This window comes from Pseudomonas edaphica, from assembly GCF_965277385.1.
Taxonomy (GTDB): Bacteria; Pseudomonadota; Gammaproteobacteria; order Pseudomonadales; family Pseudomonadaceae; genus Aquipseudomonas; species Aquipseudomonas edaphica.
The window spans coordinates 1,497,509-1,511,657 of sequence record NZ_OZ255725.1 but is presented as its reverse complement, the minus strand read 5'-3'; the positions used below and the strand labels follow the sequence as shown (position 1 = coordinate 1,511,657).

Below are 14,149 nucleotides of genomic sequence, written 5' to 3'. Positions count from 1 at the left end.
CCCAAGGTGCCGCCTGTCAGTTGCTGACTGAACCTATTACGGTTTGCAGGAAATGTAGTGGCTAAGACAAACAATGGCGGGTTTTGACTCAATATGTAGTGCCATTTTGTGCAGATGTTTCGGAGGGTTACGGACAAGTCGGCGTTGGCGCTCAACCGGCGGCCTTCTGGAAGCCGCGTATTTACTGGGCTGCAGCGGTGTGTGATTTTTTCGCAAGCACTTTTTGTTGCCTGACGCGCATTGCTCCGAGGCCGGTCGGGCGGCATAATGTAGCCCCTTTTTTCTGCCCCTACATGTGGAAGGTTCCCGTGACTCAGAAGCCCGACCAGTGTCTTGGTGAATGGATCGACCGTGAAGCACTCGCTGAAGCGATGATTCCGCTTATCGGTCAGCTGTACCGCAATAACAATGTGGTGAGCTCGATCTATGGCCGCAGCCTGATCAACCAGTCAGTCATCGCGATTCTCAAAGCCCATCGCTTTGCTCGCCATCGTTCTGCCGACGACAGCGAACTCTCCGTCCACGAAACATTCCCTCTGCTTAAAGCCATGAGCGAGCTCAAGCTCGGCGCGGCTTCGGTAGACCTGGGCAAGTTGGCTTACAAGTTCCGCAAAGAAGGTGCCGGCCGCAGCGCCGAGCAGTTCGTGCGTGAAGAAATGGCCGATGTGGTTGGCCAGCAAAACGCTGCAGCCCGCAAAGGCACCGACGTGGTGTTGTACGGCTTCGGTCGTATCGGCCGCCTGCTGGCGCGCATCCTGATCGAAAAAACCGGTGGCGGCGACGGCCTGCGCCTGCGTGCCATCGTGGTGCGTAAAGGCGCCGAGAACGACCTGACCAAGCGTGCCAGCCTGCTGCGCCGCGACTCGGTACATGGCCCGTTCAACGGCACCATCGTCATCGACGAAGAAAACAACACCATCACCGCCAACGGTAACCTGATCCAGGTGATCTACGCGAAGAACCCGGCCGAGGTGGATTACACCCAATACGGCATCAAGGACGCACTGCTGGTGGACAACACCGGTGTATGGCGTGATGCCGAAGGCCTGGGCCAGCACCTGGCCTGCCCAGGTATCGACCGCGTTGTGCTGACTGCGCCTGGCAAGGGCAAGCTCAAGAACATCGTGCACGGTATCAACCACGGCGAAATCACCGCTGACGACAAGATCGTGTCCGCTGCTTCCTGCACCACCAACGCCATCGTGCCGGTGCTGAAGGCTGTGAATGACAAGTTCGGCATCGTGAATGGTCACGTTGAAACGGTTCACTCGTACACCAACGACCAGAACCTGATCGACAACTTCCACAAAGGCGATCGCCGCGGCCGTAGCGCCGCGTTGAACATGGTGATCACCGAGACCGGTGCCGCCACCGCTGCTGCCAAGGCCCTGCCTGAGCTGGCCGGCAAGCTGACCGGTAACGCGATCCGCGTACCGACGCCGAACGTGTCGATGGCCATTCTCAACCTGAACCTTGAGAAAGCCGCCACCCGCGAAGAGATGAACGAGTACCTGCGCTACATGGCGCTGCACTCCGACCTGCATAAGCAGATCGACTTCGTTAACTCGCAGGAAGTGGTGTCCACCGACTTCGTGGGCTCGCGTCACGCCGGTGTGGTCGACGCTGAAGCGACCATTACCCAGGACAACCGCGTTGTGCTGTACGTGTGGTACGACAACGAGTTCGGCTACAGCTGCCAGGTGGTTCGAGTGATGGAAGACATGGCCGGGGTTAACCCGCCAGCATTCCCGCGCTAAGCCTTTGCGGTAAATGAAAAAGCCCCGACTGGTTCGGGGCTTTTTTGTGGCTGTTGGTTTTGTGGTGAATATCAGGGCCTCATCGCAGGCAAGCCAGCTCCCACATTTCGACTTGTGAACACCGTCAAATGTGGGAGCTGGCTTGCCTGCGATAGCGGTCTATCAGGCGCCGCCAACCACCGAAGCCTGCGCCGTCCGCAGTTCATGCCGATTGCCTTTAAACAGCACCAACGTCGCAATCAGCCCCAACACCGCCGCGCCACTCAGCCAAATCCCTGGCGCCGCCTTGTTATCCAGTACATGGATCAGGTAAGTACAGGCCGCCGGCGTAAACCCACCAAAGGTCGCCGTTGCCAGGCTATAAGCCAGCGAGAATCCAGTGGTGCGCACTTCAATCGGCATGATCTCGGTAAGCGCCACCACCATCGCCCCGTTGTACGAGCCATACAGGAACGACAACCACAACAGCACGATCAGCAGATGGCTGAAACTCGGATTCGCCACCAGCCACGACAGCGCCGGATACGCTGTGAGAATTGCCAGAATCGTCGCACCCAGCAGCAAGGGTTTGCGCCCGATCTTGTCGGACACCGCGCCCATCACCGGCAGCCAGATAAAGTTGGAGATGCCCACGCACACCGTCACCAGCAATGCGTCGAAGTCAGACAGGTGCAGTTCGGCCTTGCCGAAGGTCGGGGTGTAAGCGGTAATGAGGTAGAACGACACGGTGGTCATCACCACCAGCGCCATGCCGGCGATGACGATGCCAAAGTTCTGGCCGATCGAACGCACGATTTCCTGCAGGGTAGGGCGGTGTTTACGTGCCTGGAACTCTGGGGTTTCCTCCAGCGAACGGCGAATCACGAAGATCACCGGCACGATCAGGCAGCCGATCAGGAACGGCACGCGCCAGCCCCAGTCGCCCATCTCTTCCGGGCTGAGCCAGTGGTTGAGGCCCACGCCGAGCAAACCGGCGAACACCACCGCAGCCTGCTGGCTGGCGGACTGCCAACTGACGAAAAAGCCCTTGCGTCCCGGTGTGGCGATTTCTGCCAGGTACACCGACACACCGCCCAGCTCGACGCCGGCAGAGAAACCCTGAAGCAGTCGACCGAACAGCACGATCAGCGGCGCGGCCACACCCAATGTGGCGTAGCCGGGCACGCAGGCAATCAGGATGGTGCCGGCGGCCATCAAGGCCAGCGTGATGACCAGGCCCTTTTTGCGGCCGTGGCGGTCGATATAGGCGCCAAGGAAGATTGCGCCCAGTGGCCGCATCAGGAAACCGGCGCCGAAGGTCGCAAGCGATAGCATCAACGAGGCAAACGCGCTGTCGCTGGGAAAGAAGGTCTTGGCAATGGCCGTGGCATAGAAGCCATAGACCATGAAGTCGAACATCTCGAGGAAGTTGCCGCTGACAACGCGAAAAATCGCTTTGCCTTTGCCCGTGGTAGTGGACATGTCATGCACTCATGTTGGCTGTCTTATTAGTGATCCCTGGTCATTACTCGTCCTTGCTGCAGTTTTGTAACCATATGTGTATTGGCCATTACCGGCAATAAAAATTGATAGCAAGCATGACTAAATGCGCAGTTGTCGAGGGCGATGAAAATCAAATGTGGGAGCTGGCTTGCCTGCGATAGCGGTGTGTCAGTCCGCAAATGAATGGCTGACCCACCGCTATCGCAGGCAAGCCAGCTCCCACAGGGTTCTTTGGTGTTTTTGGGGGCGTTGGTTAGTTCAGGAGGGCGTTGCGCAGGCTGTCCGACAGGCCTTTCGGCGCGAGCCAGATACCGAGGTAGGCTTTCGCCAATTCATCATCGCGACTGCTGAACACCACTTGCTCATTGATCTCCAGGCTCAGCCCACGCCCAGGACGAAAATCCAGGGCGTAACGGTCACCGCTGCGAATGTTGCGGAAACTGGCGTGCAGTTGGTCCAGCTCGGGCTTCAGGCGGGCGAGGGTTGCAGCGGATTGCTGGCGTTCAAGGGTAGCCGTAGCGGCCTTGATCACATCATTGCGGTCGATGTCGCGAAAGTAATACAGCGCCAGGCGCACAGCCTTTTGCTGGTCCCAGGCCTGTTTGGCGCTGATATCAGCTGGAGCGTACAGCGCGGCCGCATACACATCCGCCCAGAGATACACCAGCACCGCCTGGTTTTTCAGCGCCAGCTCATGCGTTTGCGCAGCAAAACCGGCTTGCTTAAGCCGACTCGCTTCACTGGCGTGCGCTGTCAGCGAAAAAATCATCATTAAACAGAAAACCACATGCCGCATAATGGCCCCGCCTGCGAAGGTGCGTGTCAGCAGTGTAATGCCAGTTTGCAGTTCCTGTAGTAAAGGCAAGACTGGCCTACGACGCGACCAAGGGTTAATGTGCGCGGCGTTGAGCCTTATATAGACTGTGCCCCGGCTCACACACTTGAGCCAAAAATTTCCTTCATGCCCGCTGGCCGCGGCATGATTTAGCCAGGCGTCCAACCGTACGCCTGGCCTGTTCTGAGGAGTACGCATGGCTGTCTACAACTACGACGTGGTGGTACTGGGTTCCGGCCCGGCTGGAGAAGGTGCGGCAATGAACGCCGCCAAAGCGGGGCGCAAGGTGGCGATGGTCGATAGCCGTCGCCAGGTCGGCGGTAACTGCACCCACCTGGGTACCATCCCGTCCAAGGCCTTGCGTCACTCGGTGCGCCAGATCATGCAGTTCAACACCAACCCGATGTTCCGGGCCATTGGTGAGCCGCGCTGGTTCTCGTTCCCGGACGTGCTTAAAAGCGCCGAGAAGGTCATCTCCAAGCAAGTTGCGTCTCGCACGGGTTACTACGCCCGTAACCGCGTCGACCTGTTTTTTGGCACCGGCAGTTTCGCCGACGAGCAAACCGTCGAAGTGGTCTGCGCCAATGGCGTGGTCGAGAAGCTGGTGGCCAAGCACATCATCATCGCCACCGGTTCGCGCCCGTATCGCCCAGCCGATATCGATTTCCACCACCCGCGTATCTACGATAGCGACACCATCCTGAGCCTGGGCCACACCCCGCGCAAACTGATCATCTATGGCGCCGGCGTTATCGGCTGTGAATACGCCTCGATCTTCAGTGGCCTGGGTGTGTTGGTGGAGCTGGTCGACAACCGTGACCAGTTGCTGAGCTTCCTCGACTCGGAAATCTCCCAGGCGTTGAGCTACCACTTCAGCAACAACAACATCACCGTGCGCCACAACGAAGAGTACGAGCGGGTCGAAGGCCTGGATAACGGGGTGATTTTGCACCTCAAGTCCGGCAAGAAGATCAAGGCCGACGCCTTGCTGTGGTGCAACGGCCGTACCGGCAACACCGACAAGCTGGGCATGGAAAACATCGGGGTCAAGGTCAACAGCCGTGGCCAGATCGAAGTGGATGAGAACTACCGCACTTGCGTACCGAACATCTACGGTGCCGGTGACGTGATCGGCTGGCCGAGCCTGGCCAGTGCTGCGCATGACCAGGGCCGTTCGGCCGCTGGCAGCATCGTCGACAATGGCAGCTGGCGTTATGTGAACGACGTGCCGACCGGGATCTACACGATTCCCGAGATCAGCTCGATCGGCAAGAACGAGCACGAACTGACCAAGGCCAAGGTGCCTTATGAAGTCGGCAAGGCGTTCTTCAAGAGCATGGCGCGTGCGCAGATCGCCGGTGAGCCGCAAGGCATGCTGAAGATCCTGTTCCACCGTGAAACCCTTGAGGTTCTCGGCGTGCATTGCTTCGGCTACCAGGCCTCCGAGATCGTGCACATCGGCCAGGCGATCATGAGCCAACCGGGTGAGCAAAATACCCTCAAGTATTTTGTAAACACCACGTTCAACTACCCGACCATGGCCGAAGCCTATCGGGTAGCGGCCTACGACGGCCTCAACCGGCTTTTTTGAGCGGCTCCGGCCGGTGGCCTGAGCCGGCCGGGGAGACCGATTTCAGTAATTCTCGAGGGTGGCAGTGGCCAAACCGGGAAAGTCTGTAATCAGGCTATCTACGCCGAAGTCGGCGAGCCTGCGCATCAGCGCAGGTTCGTTGACCGTCCACACGGACACGTGCAAACCCTGACGCTGGGCTTTTTCCAGGCGCTCGGGGGTGCACAGCGTCCAGTTCAACGCCAAGTACTCACAGCCGTAGTTCTGCGCGACCTTCAACGGGTCGAGCCAGGCGTATTCGGCCACCAGGCCGCGTGACAGGTCCGGGGTGAGCTCAACCGCCGCTTTTAATACTTCCCGAGAACTTGAGGTCACGGTGACTTTGTCCATCAGGCCATGCCGCACGGCCATCTCGCGGATCGCCAGCACAGTGGTCGCGGCGCGGGTGCGCGAGGCACTTTTGACTTCCAGCTGCCAGTGATCGAAGTCGCACTGTTCGAACAGTTCTTCCAGGCGCGGAATCGGGCACGGTTTGACCCAGCCTGGGCCACCTTTGCGCGCGTCCATCTTTACCAGGTCTGCCGCCGAATACTCGACGACTTTGCCGCGCCGGTCGGCGGTGCGCTTGAGGGTCGGGTCGTGGATCACCATCAACTCGCCGTCCATGGACAGGTGCAAGTCCAGTTCGCAACGGCGTACACCGTGCTTGAGGCACTCCTGAAAGCTGGTCAGGGTGTTTTCCGGTGCTTCGCCTTTGGCACCGCGGTGGCCGTAAATCAGGGTCACAGTTGCTCCTTTGCGCCAGATAGGCTGGCGTGTTCAATACGTATTCAGAGGTCGTCGCTTTGTTCCCGCGCCAGACGGCGTTCCTGTGCCTGTTTCTGCAGGATATAGCGCGCCAGCAACTGGCGTTGGGCGTCGGTCATGGATTCGAACTCCGTGCCCACGTCAAAACCATCGCCTTTGGGCTCGCAATGCGTCACGCGTGCGCGCAACAGCAGGCCGAGCGCCTGGGGCATCAGCACCAGCTTGACCGCCAGGTGCGCGCCGGGCGCCAGCGGCGTGGGGTGCTGGAAGTCGATGCCGCCTTCGGAGATGATCACCGGCTGCGGTGCGCCGACTTCGTCCAACAGACCACGGGCCATGATCTGGCTGAGCAGGTCCACGCGTTTGTTCTGGACTTTGAGAAAGGCCGCCAGGCTGCGATCTTTCTCGCTGATCTGGCGCAGCAGGTGTTGGGCTTCGAATTCGCTGAGGTGCAGTTCGCTGAGCAGATTGAACAGCGGGGAATCATCCAGCAACACTTCCTTGCTCGCCGCTTCCGGGGCAGACAGTGTGCTGATTTGAAGTGCGATCATGTCGTCGATACGGTAGTATTCGCGGCGTTCTTCTTCATCTAATGTCGACATGGCGAACCCCAGGTAACGGTAATGGTCAGAGTGTAAAGCTGCTTACCAGACCCCGCCACCGGGACGTCTTCTTTTCCTCCGAACAAGCCCCGACATGTTCAGACCTCTCTTCGTATTTATCGGCACGCGTTATACCCGTGCAAAGCGCCGCAATCATTTTGTGTCGTTCATTTCCCTGACCTCGATGATCGGGCTCGCCTTGGGCGTGGTCGTGATGATCGTGGTGCTGTCGGTGATGAACGGCTTCGATCATGAGATGCGCACCCGCGTGCTGGGCATGGTGCCCCACGCGACCATCGAGTCCGATGAACCCATCAACGACTGGCAAAGCCTGGCCGCCAAGGTCAAGCAGAACCCCAAGGTGGTGGCCGTTGCGCCGTTTACCCAGATGCAGGGGCTGCTGACCAACGACGGCAAGGTGCAGAAGATCCTGCTCAATGGCGTTGACCCGGCCCAGGAACGTAACGTGTCGATCATCGACAAGTTCATGTTGCAGGGCAAACTCGACGACTTGGCACCCGGCAGCTTCGGCATCGTGATCGGCGACAAGGCGGCGGCCAAGCTCGGCGTGGGCATCGGCGACAAGCTGACCTTCGTCGCGCCGGAAGTCACCGTGACCCCGGCCGGCATGTTCCCGCGCATGAAGCGCTTTACCGTGGTCGGCACCTTCCACGTCGGCGCCGGCGAAATCGACGGCTACCTGGGCCTCACCAACCTCACCGACCTGGCCCGCCTGCATCGCTGGCAGCCGGATCAGGTGCAGGGCCTGCGCCTCAAGTTCAACGACCTGTTCGATGCACCGCGCGGCGCGTGGGAAATCGCCCAGCACCTGGGCGACTCGCAGTACTACGCCCGTGACTGGACCCGCACCCACGGCAACCTCTACCAGGCCATCCGCATGGAAAAAGCCATGATTGGCCTGCTGTTGCTGCTGATCGTCGCCGTGGCTGCGTTCAACATCATCTCCACGCTGGTGATGGTGGTGAACGACAAGAAGGGCGATATCGCCATCCTGCGTACCCTTGGCGCCACGCCGGGCCAGATCATGGCGATCTTCATGGTGCAGGGCACCGTGATCGGTGTGGTCGGCACCTTGATCGGTACCGCCGTCGGCATTCTGGCCGCGCTGAACGTCAGCGCCGCCATTGCCGCGCTGGAAAAAGTCATCGGCCACAAGTTTCTCAACGCTGACGTCTACTTCATCGACTACTTGCCGTCCCAGGTTCAGGCCCAGGACGTGTTGATGGTGGGCGGCGCCGCGTTGCTATTGAGTTTCCTTGCCACCCTGTATCCAGCCTGGCGCGCGGCACGCACCCAGCCAGCACAGGCCTTACGTTATGAGTGAATCGGGCATGAGTGAAAAAGCTATCTTGAGCTGCCGCAACCTGGGCAAATCCTACGAGGAAGGCCCGGAGTCGGTAGTGGTGTTGTCCAACCTGCAGCTGGAACTGCACCCGGGCGAGCGCGTGGCGATCGTCGGCAGTTCCGGTTCCGGCAAAAGTACCTTGCTCAACCTGTTGGGCGGCCTGGATACGCCTTCCGAGGGCAGCGTGTGGCTGGCCGGCGAAGAACTGTCGGCACTCGGTGAAAAAGCCCGTGGCCAACTGCGCAACCGTTCGCTCGGTTTTGTGTACCAGTTCCACCACCTGCTGCCGGAATTCACCGCACTGGAAAACGTGTGCATGCCGCTGCTGATCGGCAAGACCGCGATCCCGGAAGCCCGCCAGCGCGCCAAGGCACTGCTGGAGCGCGTTGGCCTTGGCCATCGCCTGGAGCACAAACCGGCGGAACTGTCCGGCGGCGAGCGCCAGCGTGTGGCCATCGCCCGTGCCCTGGTCAACAACCCAGGCCTGGTGATGCTCGACGAGCCAACCGGTAACCTCGACTCGCACACAGCGCAAGGCATCAAGGACTTGATGCTGGAACTGAGCACCCAGATGCGCACCGCGTTCCTGGTGGTCACCCATGACATGAGCATGGCCCGCCAGATGGACCGCGTGTTGCACCTGCAGGAAGGTCATCTGGTCGCCATCTGACCCGTTTCAAGCCTGGCTTTTTAAGCCAGGCTTTTTCATTTTTTTAAACGGTGCCCGCGAATGTTCAGACCGTTATCGATTTTCATCGGCACGCGCTATACCCGCGCCAAGCGCCGCAACCGTTTTGTCTCGTTTATCTCGATGACCTCGATGATCGGCCTCGCCCTGGGCGTGCTGGCGATGATCGTGGTGCTGTCGGTAATGAACGGCTTCCAGCGTGAAATGAGCACGCGCATCCTCGGCATGGTGCCCCACGCCACCATCGTCGGTGTAAACCCGATTGATAACTGGCAGCCCGTGGCCGCCGCCGCGCTGAAGAACCCCGAGGTCACCGCTGCGGTGCCGTTCACACAGATGGACGGCATGTTCTCCTACAAGGGCGCGATGCAGCCGATCGAGATCAGCGGCGTTGACCCGGCCCAGGAAGGCAAGGTGTCGATCGTGGCCCAGCATATCGTGCGCGGCAAACTCGAAGACCTCAAAGCCGGCGAGTTCGGCGTAGTGATCGGCGACATCACCGCTCGGCGCTTTCGCCTGAATGTGGGCGACAAGCTGACCCTGATCGTGCCGGAAATCAGCACGGCCGCACCGGGCGGCATCACCCCGCGCATGCAGCGCTTGAACGTGGTCGGTATCTTCAAGGTCGGTGCCGAGCTGGATGGCTCCATGGCCCTGATCAACATGGCCGACGCCGCCGAGATCCAGCATTGGCAGCCGAACCAGGTGCAAAGCGTGCGCCTGGCGGTGAAAGACTTGTACGCGGCCCCCAAGGTTTCGGCCGACATTGCCGCTAGCCTCGGCGCCGACTACAAGCCGGATGACTGGACCCACACCCAGGGCAGCCTGTTCAGTGCAATGAAGATGGAAAAGACCATGATCGGCCTGCTGTTGCTGATGATCGTCGCCGTCGCTGCGTTCAACATCATCGCCACCCTGATCATGGTGGTGAACGACAAAGGCGCGGACATCGCGATTTTGCGCACCATCGGCGCCACGCCACGGCAGATCATGGCGATCTTCATGGTGCAGGGCACGGTGATCGGTATCGTCGGCACCTTGATCGGCGGCGTGCTGGGCGTGATTGCGGCGCTGAACGTGAGTGAACTGGTGGGCTGGCTGGAGCGCGTGACCGGGCAGCATATCTTCAGTTCGGACGTGTACTTTGTCAGCAACCTGCCTTCCGAGCTGCAAGGCGGCGATGTACTGCTGATTTGCACGGCCGGGTTTGTGTTGAGCTTTATGGCGACGATTTACCCGGCGTATCGGGCGGCGAAGATTGAGCCGGCGCATGCCCTCAGGTATTCGTAAACGCTAAGACCGCTATCGCAGGCAAGCCAGCTCCCACATTTTGATGTGTGAATACATTCGAATGTGGGAGCTGGCTTGCCTGCGATAGGGCCGGCCCAGCTTGCATCAATCCCCCTTGGGCAACTCAATCACAAACCTTGTCCAGCCCATTTCAGACTCACAATAAATCCTCCCTCCATGCGCCCGCACAATCGACTGGGTAATCGCCAACCCCAGCCCAGCATGCTCGCTGCTGCCTTCACGGCGCGCCGGGTCCGCCCGATAGAACCGGTCAAACAATTTAGGTAACAAAGCCGCAGGGATACCTTCCCCTGTATTGGCGACAGTCAGCGTCACAGCCTGTGCGCTTTCCGTTATCCGCACCCGCACCTCGCCACCCACGGGGGTAAACCGCAGTGCGTTATCCAGCAAGTTCGACAAGGCCCGGCGCAACATACCGCGATCGCCCGCCGTTTGAGCCGTGCCTTCGCACACCAGATTGACCTGCGCGTCTTCGGCCAACAGCGCAAAAAACTCCAGCAACGCCTCCACTTCATCGTGCAGCGCCAGCGCTTCGCGCTTGGGCATCAGCAGGCCATGGTCGGCTTTGGCCAGGTACAACATGTCATTCACCAATTGCGCCATCCACTGCAACTCCTCCAGGTTGCTGTGCAGCGCCTCGCGGTAGTCCTCCAGCGGGCGCGGCTGGGTGAGGATCACCTGGGTTTGAGTCAGCAGGTTCGACAGGGGCGTGCGCAGTTCATGGGCGATGTCGGCGGAGAAAGACGAGAGGCGCTGGAACGCGTCGTCGAGCCGTCCCAGCATCGCGTTAAACGCTTGGGCGAGTTCGGCCAGTTCCACCGGCATTTGCGCCTGGGGCAAGCGTTGGGTCAGGGAGTGGGCCGACACGCCGGCGGCCACTTCACTCATGCGCCGTAACGGCCGCAGCCCGCTGCGTGCTGCCCATGCGCCGAGCAGCGCGGTGGCCAGGGCGGACAAGCCGACCGTGAGCCAGATCAACCGCTGCATGCGTTGCAGAAAGTGCTGGTGGTGCGTGATGTCGAGGATCAGCGTCACTTGCGGCGAACTGGCTTGGCCCGCCAGCAATGGCGCGTTGTAGACGCGATAATCGGTGCCGGCATTTTGCAGGCTGTGCAGGCCGGGCGCTGCGGGCAGCGTGACGCTCGGCGCGCCATCAAACCAGCGTTGGTCGGCGGCACTGATGCGCAAGGCAAGGTCCGGCTGGCGGCTGAGTTCGGCACGCAGTTGCGCTTCTCGCGGGGTGAAGGACGCCAGTGAGTCGACACCCTGCAAGGTGCTGCGCAGCGCGATCAGTTTGCCGTCGAGTTGCTGCTGGTCCAGTTCGATAAAGTGCGCTTCGCTGGCCTGGTTAAACAACACGCCAGCGATGAGCGAGACCACCGCCGTGCAGCCGGCAAACAACAATGCCAGACGGCTGGCCAGGGACAGGCGCGCAATCAATTGCACCGTTCCTCCAGCACATAGCCCATGCCGCGCACGGTGTGGATCAGCTTGGTGGGGAAGTTGTCGTCGACTTTAAGGCGCAAGCGGCGGATCGCCACTTCGATGATATTGGTGTCACTGTCGAAATTCATGTCCCACACCTGGGAGGCAATCAGGCTCTTGGGCAGCACTTCACCCTGGCGGCGCAGCAGCAGTTCGAGCAAGGCGAACTCCTTGGCGGTGAGGTCGATACGCTGGCCGTCGCGCTCGACGCGGCGGCGGATCAGGTCCAGGCGCAGGTCGGCCAGTTGCAGGGCGATTTCCTGCGGCGTGCTGCTGCCACGGCGCAACAGGCTGCGCACCCGCGCCAGCAATTCGGAAAAGGCGAAAGGCTTGACCAGGTAATCGTCGGCGCCCAGCTCCAGGCCGTGCACACGGTCTTCCACGGCGTCGCGGGCGGTGAGGAACAACACCGGAATGTCCAGGCCGGCACTGCGCACGGCGTGCAGAATTTGCCAGCCGTCGCGGCCGGGCAGCATCACGTCGAGGATCAGCAGATCGTAATCGCCGGTCAGGGCCAAATGCTGCCCACTCGTGCCGTCGGCCACCAACTCGGTGGTAAAGCCAGCCTCGGTCAGGCCCTGGCGCAGGTAGTGGCCGGTTTTCGGTTGGTCTTCAACGATCAGCAGTTTCATGGGCAACTCGTGGCAACAGGTGGCGATGGGCTTTATACCGTGGGCGGCAGCGTCAGGGCGTAACCTGACAAAGTTGTAATCTAGCAGTCAGCTGGCTGGCAGCAGAGCCATCTTAAAGTGCTGACCAAGCTGGACACACTTTTTTGGAGAAGCGTCATGGCGTTGCGTACACCTCTGTTATTGGCGGGCTGTCTGTTGGCATTGAGCGTTAATGCAATGGCTGATGAGGCTCACACCTACGCGTTTGGTCACCCGGCACCGGCCGATAAAGCCACGCGCACCGTAGAAGTAACCCTGCAGGACATTTCCTTTTCGCCCAAGGCTCTGGATGTAAAAGCCGGTGAGACCGTGCGCTTTGTGCTGGTCAACAAAGGCCAGTTGCTGCACGAGTTCAACCTGGGTGATGCGGCGATGCACGCCGAACACCAAAAAGAAATGCTCAAGATGCAGGCCAGCGGCATGCTCACGGCCACCGGCATGGGCAAGATGGACCACGCCGCCATGGGGCATGGCGATATGGGCGAGATGGGTGGCATGAAGCATGACGATCCCAACAGCGTGCTGGTGGAACCGGGCAAGACCGCCGAGCTGACCTGGACCTTCAACAAGGCCACCGGTCTTGAGTTTGCCTGCAACATTCCGGGGCATTATCAGGCGGGCATGGTCGGCAAGCTGACCGTTGAGTGAGGCGATTCTTAAGGGCGGGAGCAAAGGCTGGTAGACTGGCGCGGTTTATTTAGCCAGGTTTCCGCCATGCATCCCGCAGCCGAACATTCGCCGCTGGGCAAGTCCAGTGAATACATCTCTACCTACACGCCGTCGTTGCTGTTCCCGATCCCTCGCGCCGCCAAATGGGCCGAGCTGGGCCTGACTGCCGAAACCCTGCCTTATAAGGGCGTGGATTTCTGGAACTGCTTCGAACTGTCGTGGTTGCTGCCATCGGGCAAGCCGGTGGTGGCCATCGGTGAATTCAGCATCCCGGCCGAGTCGCCGAACATCATCGAGTCCAAATCTTTCAAGCTGTACCTCAACTCGCTGAACCAGACCGCGTTTGCCGACACGCAAAGCCTGGAAACCACCTTGCGCACCGACCTCAGCGCCGCCGCTGGCCTGCCTGTGAGTGTGCGCATCCGCAGCCTGGCCGAGGTTGAGGCTGAAGGCGTGATGGCGTTGCCGGGCGCGTGCATCGACGACCTGGACATCAGCGTCAGCAACTACGAGCACCCGCGCCCGGAACTGCTGCGTTGCGACGACTCGCGCATTATCGAGGAGAGCGTGCACAGCCACCTGCTCAAATCCAACTGCCCGGTCACCAGCCAGCCGGATTGGGGCAGCGTGGTGGTGGAGTACCGTGGTCACGCGTTGGATCACGCCAGTTTGCTGGAATATATCGTGAGTTTCCGCCAGCACTCGGACTTTCATGAACAGTGCGTGGAGCGCATCTTTTTGGACTTGCAGCGGTTGCTCAAGCCAGAGAAGTTGACGGTGTATGCGCGCTATGTGCGGCGCGGTGGGTTGGATATCAACCCGTATCGCAGCACTGAGAATGTGCAGTTCCAGAACGTGCGCCTGGCTCGTCAGTAGCCGTCACACAAAACAAATGTGGGAGCTGGC

13 protein-coding genes are annotated in these 14,149 nt (G+C 60.3%); 7 read left to right on the top strand and 6 right to left on the bottom strand.

Translation table 11 applies throughout. The features are described from left to right. The first annotated feature begins 293 nt into the window (after nucleotides 1-293). On the top strand, nucleotides 294-1,757 hold the full coding sequence (locus ACQY47_RS06710) for a glyceraldehyde-3-phosphate dehydrogenase (protein WP_017137429.1): 1,464 nt from the start codon (nucleotides 294-296) through the stop codon (nucleotides 1,755-1,757). Between the two features lie 162 nt (nucleotides 1,758-1,919). On the opposite strand, the gene ACQY47_RS06705 is transcribed toward ACQY47_RS06710, so the two are convergent. Next, on the bottom strand, nucleotides 1,920-3,218 hold the full coding sequence (locus ACQY47_RS06705) for an MFS transporter (protein ID WP_017137430.1): 1,299 nt from the start codon (nucleotides 3,216-3,218) through the stop codon (nucleotides 1,920-1,922). 274 nt (nucleotides 3,219-3,492) lie between these two features. Next, nucleotides 3,493-4,035, bottom strand: coding sequence for a chalcone isomerase family protein (locus ACQY47_RS06700; protein WP_138454216.1), 543 nt, complete (start codon nucleotides 4,033-4,035; stop codon nucleotides 3,493-3,495). Nucleotides 4,036-4,270: 235 nt separating this feature from the next. Between ACQY47_RS06700 and sthA the strand changes: the two genes are divergently transcribed. Then, the gene (gene sthA, locus ACQY47_RS06695; RefSeq protein WP_017137432.1) at nucleotides 4,271-5,665 is read left to right on the top strand and encodes a Si-specific NAD(P)(+) transhydrogenase; all 1,395 of its coding nucleotides are present in this window, start codon (nucleotides 4,271-4,273) and stop codon (nucleotides 5,663-5,665) included. 42 nt (nucleotides 5,666-5,707) lie between these two features. On the opposite strand, the gene ACQY47_RS06690 is transcribed toward sthA, so the two are convergent. Together ACQY47_RS06690 and ACQY47_RS06685 are read right to left on the bottom strand one after the other, a co-directional pair. Beyond that, on the bottom strand, nucleotides 5,708-6,430 hold the full coding sequence (locus ACQY47_RS06690) for a glycerophosphodiester phosphodiesterase (RefSeq protein WP_017137433.1): 723 nt from the start codon (nucleotides 6,428-6,430) through the stop codon (nucleotides 5,708-5,710). Nucleotides 6,431-6,474: 44 nt separating this feature from the next. After that, nucleotides 6,475-7,053, bottom strand: coding sequence for a PilZ domain-containing protein (locus ACQY47_RS06685; RefSeq protein ID WP_138453757.1), 579 nt, complete (start codon nucleotides 7,051-7,053; stop codon nucleotides 6,475-6,477). Between the two features lie 94 nt (nucleotides 7,054-7,147). On the opposite strand from ACQY47_RS06685, the gene ACQY47_RS06680 reads away from it, so the two are divergent. The 3 genes from ACQY47_RS06680 to ACQY47_RS06670 are packed head-to-tail and all read left to right on the top strand — an operon-like array spanning nucleotide 7,148 to nucleotide 10,397. Then, a complete protein-coding gene (locus tag ACQY47_RS06680) occupies nucleotides 7,148-8,398 on the top strand; it encodes a lipoprotein-releasing ABC transporter permease subunit (protein ID WP_017137435.1) in 1,251 nt (416 codons plus the stop codon). A 7-nt stretch (nucleotides 8,399-8,405) separates the two neighbouring features. Beyond that, a complete protein-coding gene (gene lolD, locus ACQY47_RS06675) occupies nucleotides 8,406-9,089 on the top strand; it encodes a lipoprotein-releasing ABC transporter ATP-binding protein LolD (RefSeq protein ID WP_020372695.1) in 684 nt (227 codons plus the stop codon). A gap of 60 nt (nucleotides 9,090-9,149) precedes the next feature. Continuing rightward, a complete protein-coding gene (locus ACQY47_RS06670) occupies nucleotides 9,150-10,397 on the top strand; it encodes a lipoprotein-releasing ABC transporter permease subunit (RefSeq protein WP_056857275.1) in 1,248 nt (415 codons plus the stop codon). Nucleotides 10,398-10,502: 105 nt separating this feature from the next. On the opposite strand, the gene ACQY47_RS06665 is transcribed toward ACQY47_RS06670, so the two are convergent. Beyond that, entirely contained in the window at nucleotides 10,503-11,858 is a 1,356-nt protein-coding gene (locus tag ACQY47_RS06665) for a heavy metal sensor histidine kinase (RefSeq protein ID WP_428557348.1), read from the bottom strand. After that, the gene (locus ACQY47_RS06660; RefSeq protein WP_428556608.1) at nucleotides 11,855-12,535 is read right to left on the bottom strand and encodes a heavy metal response regulator transcription factor; all 681 of its coding nucleotides are present in this window, start codon (nucleotides 12,533-12,535) and stop codon (nucleotides 11,855-11,857) included. The genes ACQY47_RS06665 and ACQY47_RS06660 overlap by 4 nt, the downstream gene beginning before the upstream one ends. A gap of 156 nt (nucleotides 12,536-12,691) precedes the next feature. On the opposite strand from ACQY47_RS06660, the gene ACQY47_RS06655 reads away from it, so the two are divergent. Together ACQY47_RS06655 and queF are read left to right on the top strand one after the other, a co-directional pair. Further along, nucleotides 12,692-13,222, top strand: a complete 531-nt coding sequence (locus ACQY47_RS06655; protein WP_138453710.1) for a cupredoxin domain-containing protein — start codon at nucleotides 12,692-12,694, stop codon at nucleotides 13,220-13,222. A gap of 66 nt (nucleotides 13,223-13,288) precedes the next feature. Continuing rightward, nucleotides 13,289-14,119: an NADPH-dependent 7-cyano-7-deazaguanine reductase QueF gene (gene queF / locus ACQY47_RS06650; RefSeq protein WP_177032560.1), complete on the top strand. Its 831-nt coding sequence runs from the start codon at nucleotides 13,289-13,291 to the stop codon at nucleotides 14,117-14,119. Nucleotides 14,120-14,149: the final 30 nt, after the last annotated feature.

Excerpts from the sequence above, each read along its gene's own strand:
- ACQY47_RS06710 (WP_017137429.1), top strand. The coding sequence starts at position 294 with ATGTGGAAGGTTCCCGTGACTCAGAAGCCCGACCAGTGTCTTGGTGAA.
- ACQY47_RS06705 (WP_017137430.1), bottom strand. The coding sequence starts at position 3,218 with ATGTCCACTACCACGGGCAAAGGCAAAGCGATTTTTCGCGTTGTCAGC.
- ACQY47_RS06700 (WP_138454216.1), bottom strand. The coding sequence starts at position 4,035 with ATGCGGCATGTGGTTTTCTGTTTAATGATGATTTTTTCGCTGACAGCG.
- sthA (WP_017137432.1), top strand. The coding sequence starts at position 4,271 with ATGGCTGTCTACAACTACGACGTGGTGGTACTGGGTTCCGGCCCGGCT.
- ACQY47_RS06685 (WP_138453757.1), bottom strand. The coding sequence starts at position 7,053 with ATGTCGACATTAGATGAAGAAGAACGCCGCGAATACTACCGTATCGAC.
- ACQY47_RS06680 (WP_017137435.1), top strand. The coding sequence starts at position 7,148 with ATGTTCAGACCTCTCTTCGTATTTATCGGCACGCGTTATACCCGTGCA.
- lolD (WP_020372695.1), top strand. The coding sequence starts at position 8,406 with ATGAGTGAAAAAGCTATCTTGAGCTGCCGCAACCTGGGCAAATCCTAC.
- ACQY47_RS06670 (WP_056857275.1), top strand. The coding sequence starts at position 9,150 with ATGTTCAGACCGTTATCGATTTTCATCGGCACGCGCTATACCCGCGCC.
- ACQY47_RS06660 (WP_428556608.1), bottom strand. The coding sequence starts at position 12,535 with ATGAAACTGCTGATCGTTGAAGACCAACCGAAAACCGGCCACTACCTG.
- ACQY47_RS06655 (WP_138453710.1), top strand. The coding sequence starts at position 12,692 with ATGGCGTTGCGTACACCTCTGTTATTGGCGGGCTGTCTGTTGGCATTG.
- queF (WP_177032560.1), top strand. The coding sequence starts at position 13,289 with ATGCATCCCGCAGCCGAACATTCGCCGCTGGGCAAGTCCAGTGAATAC.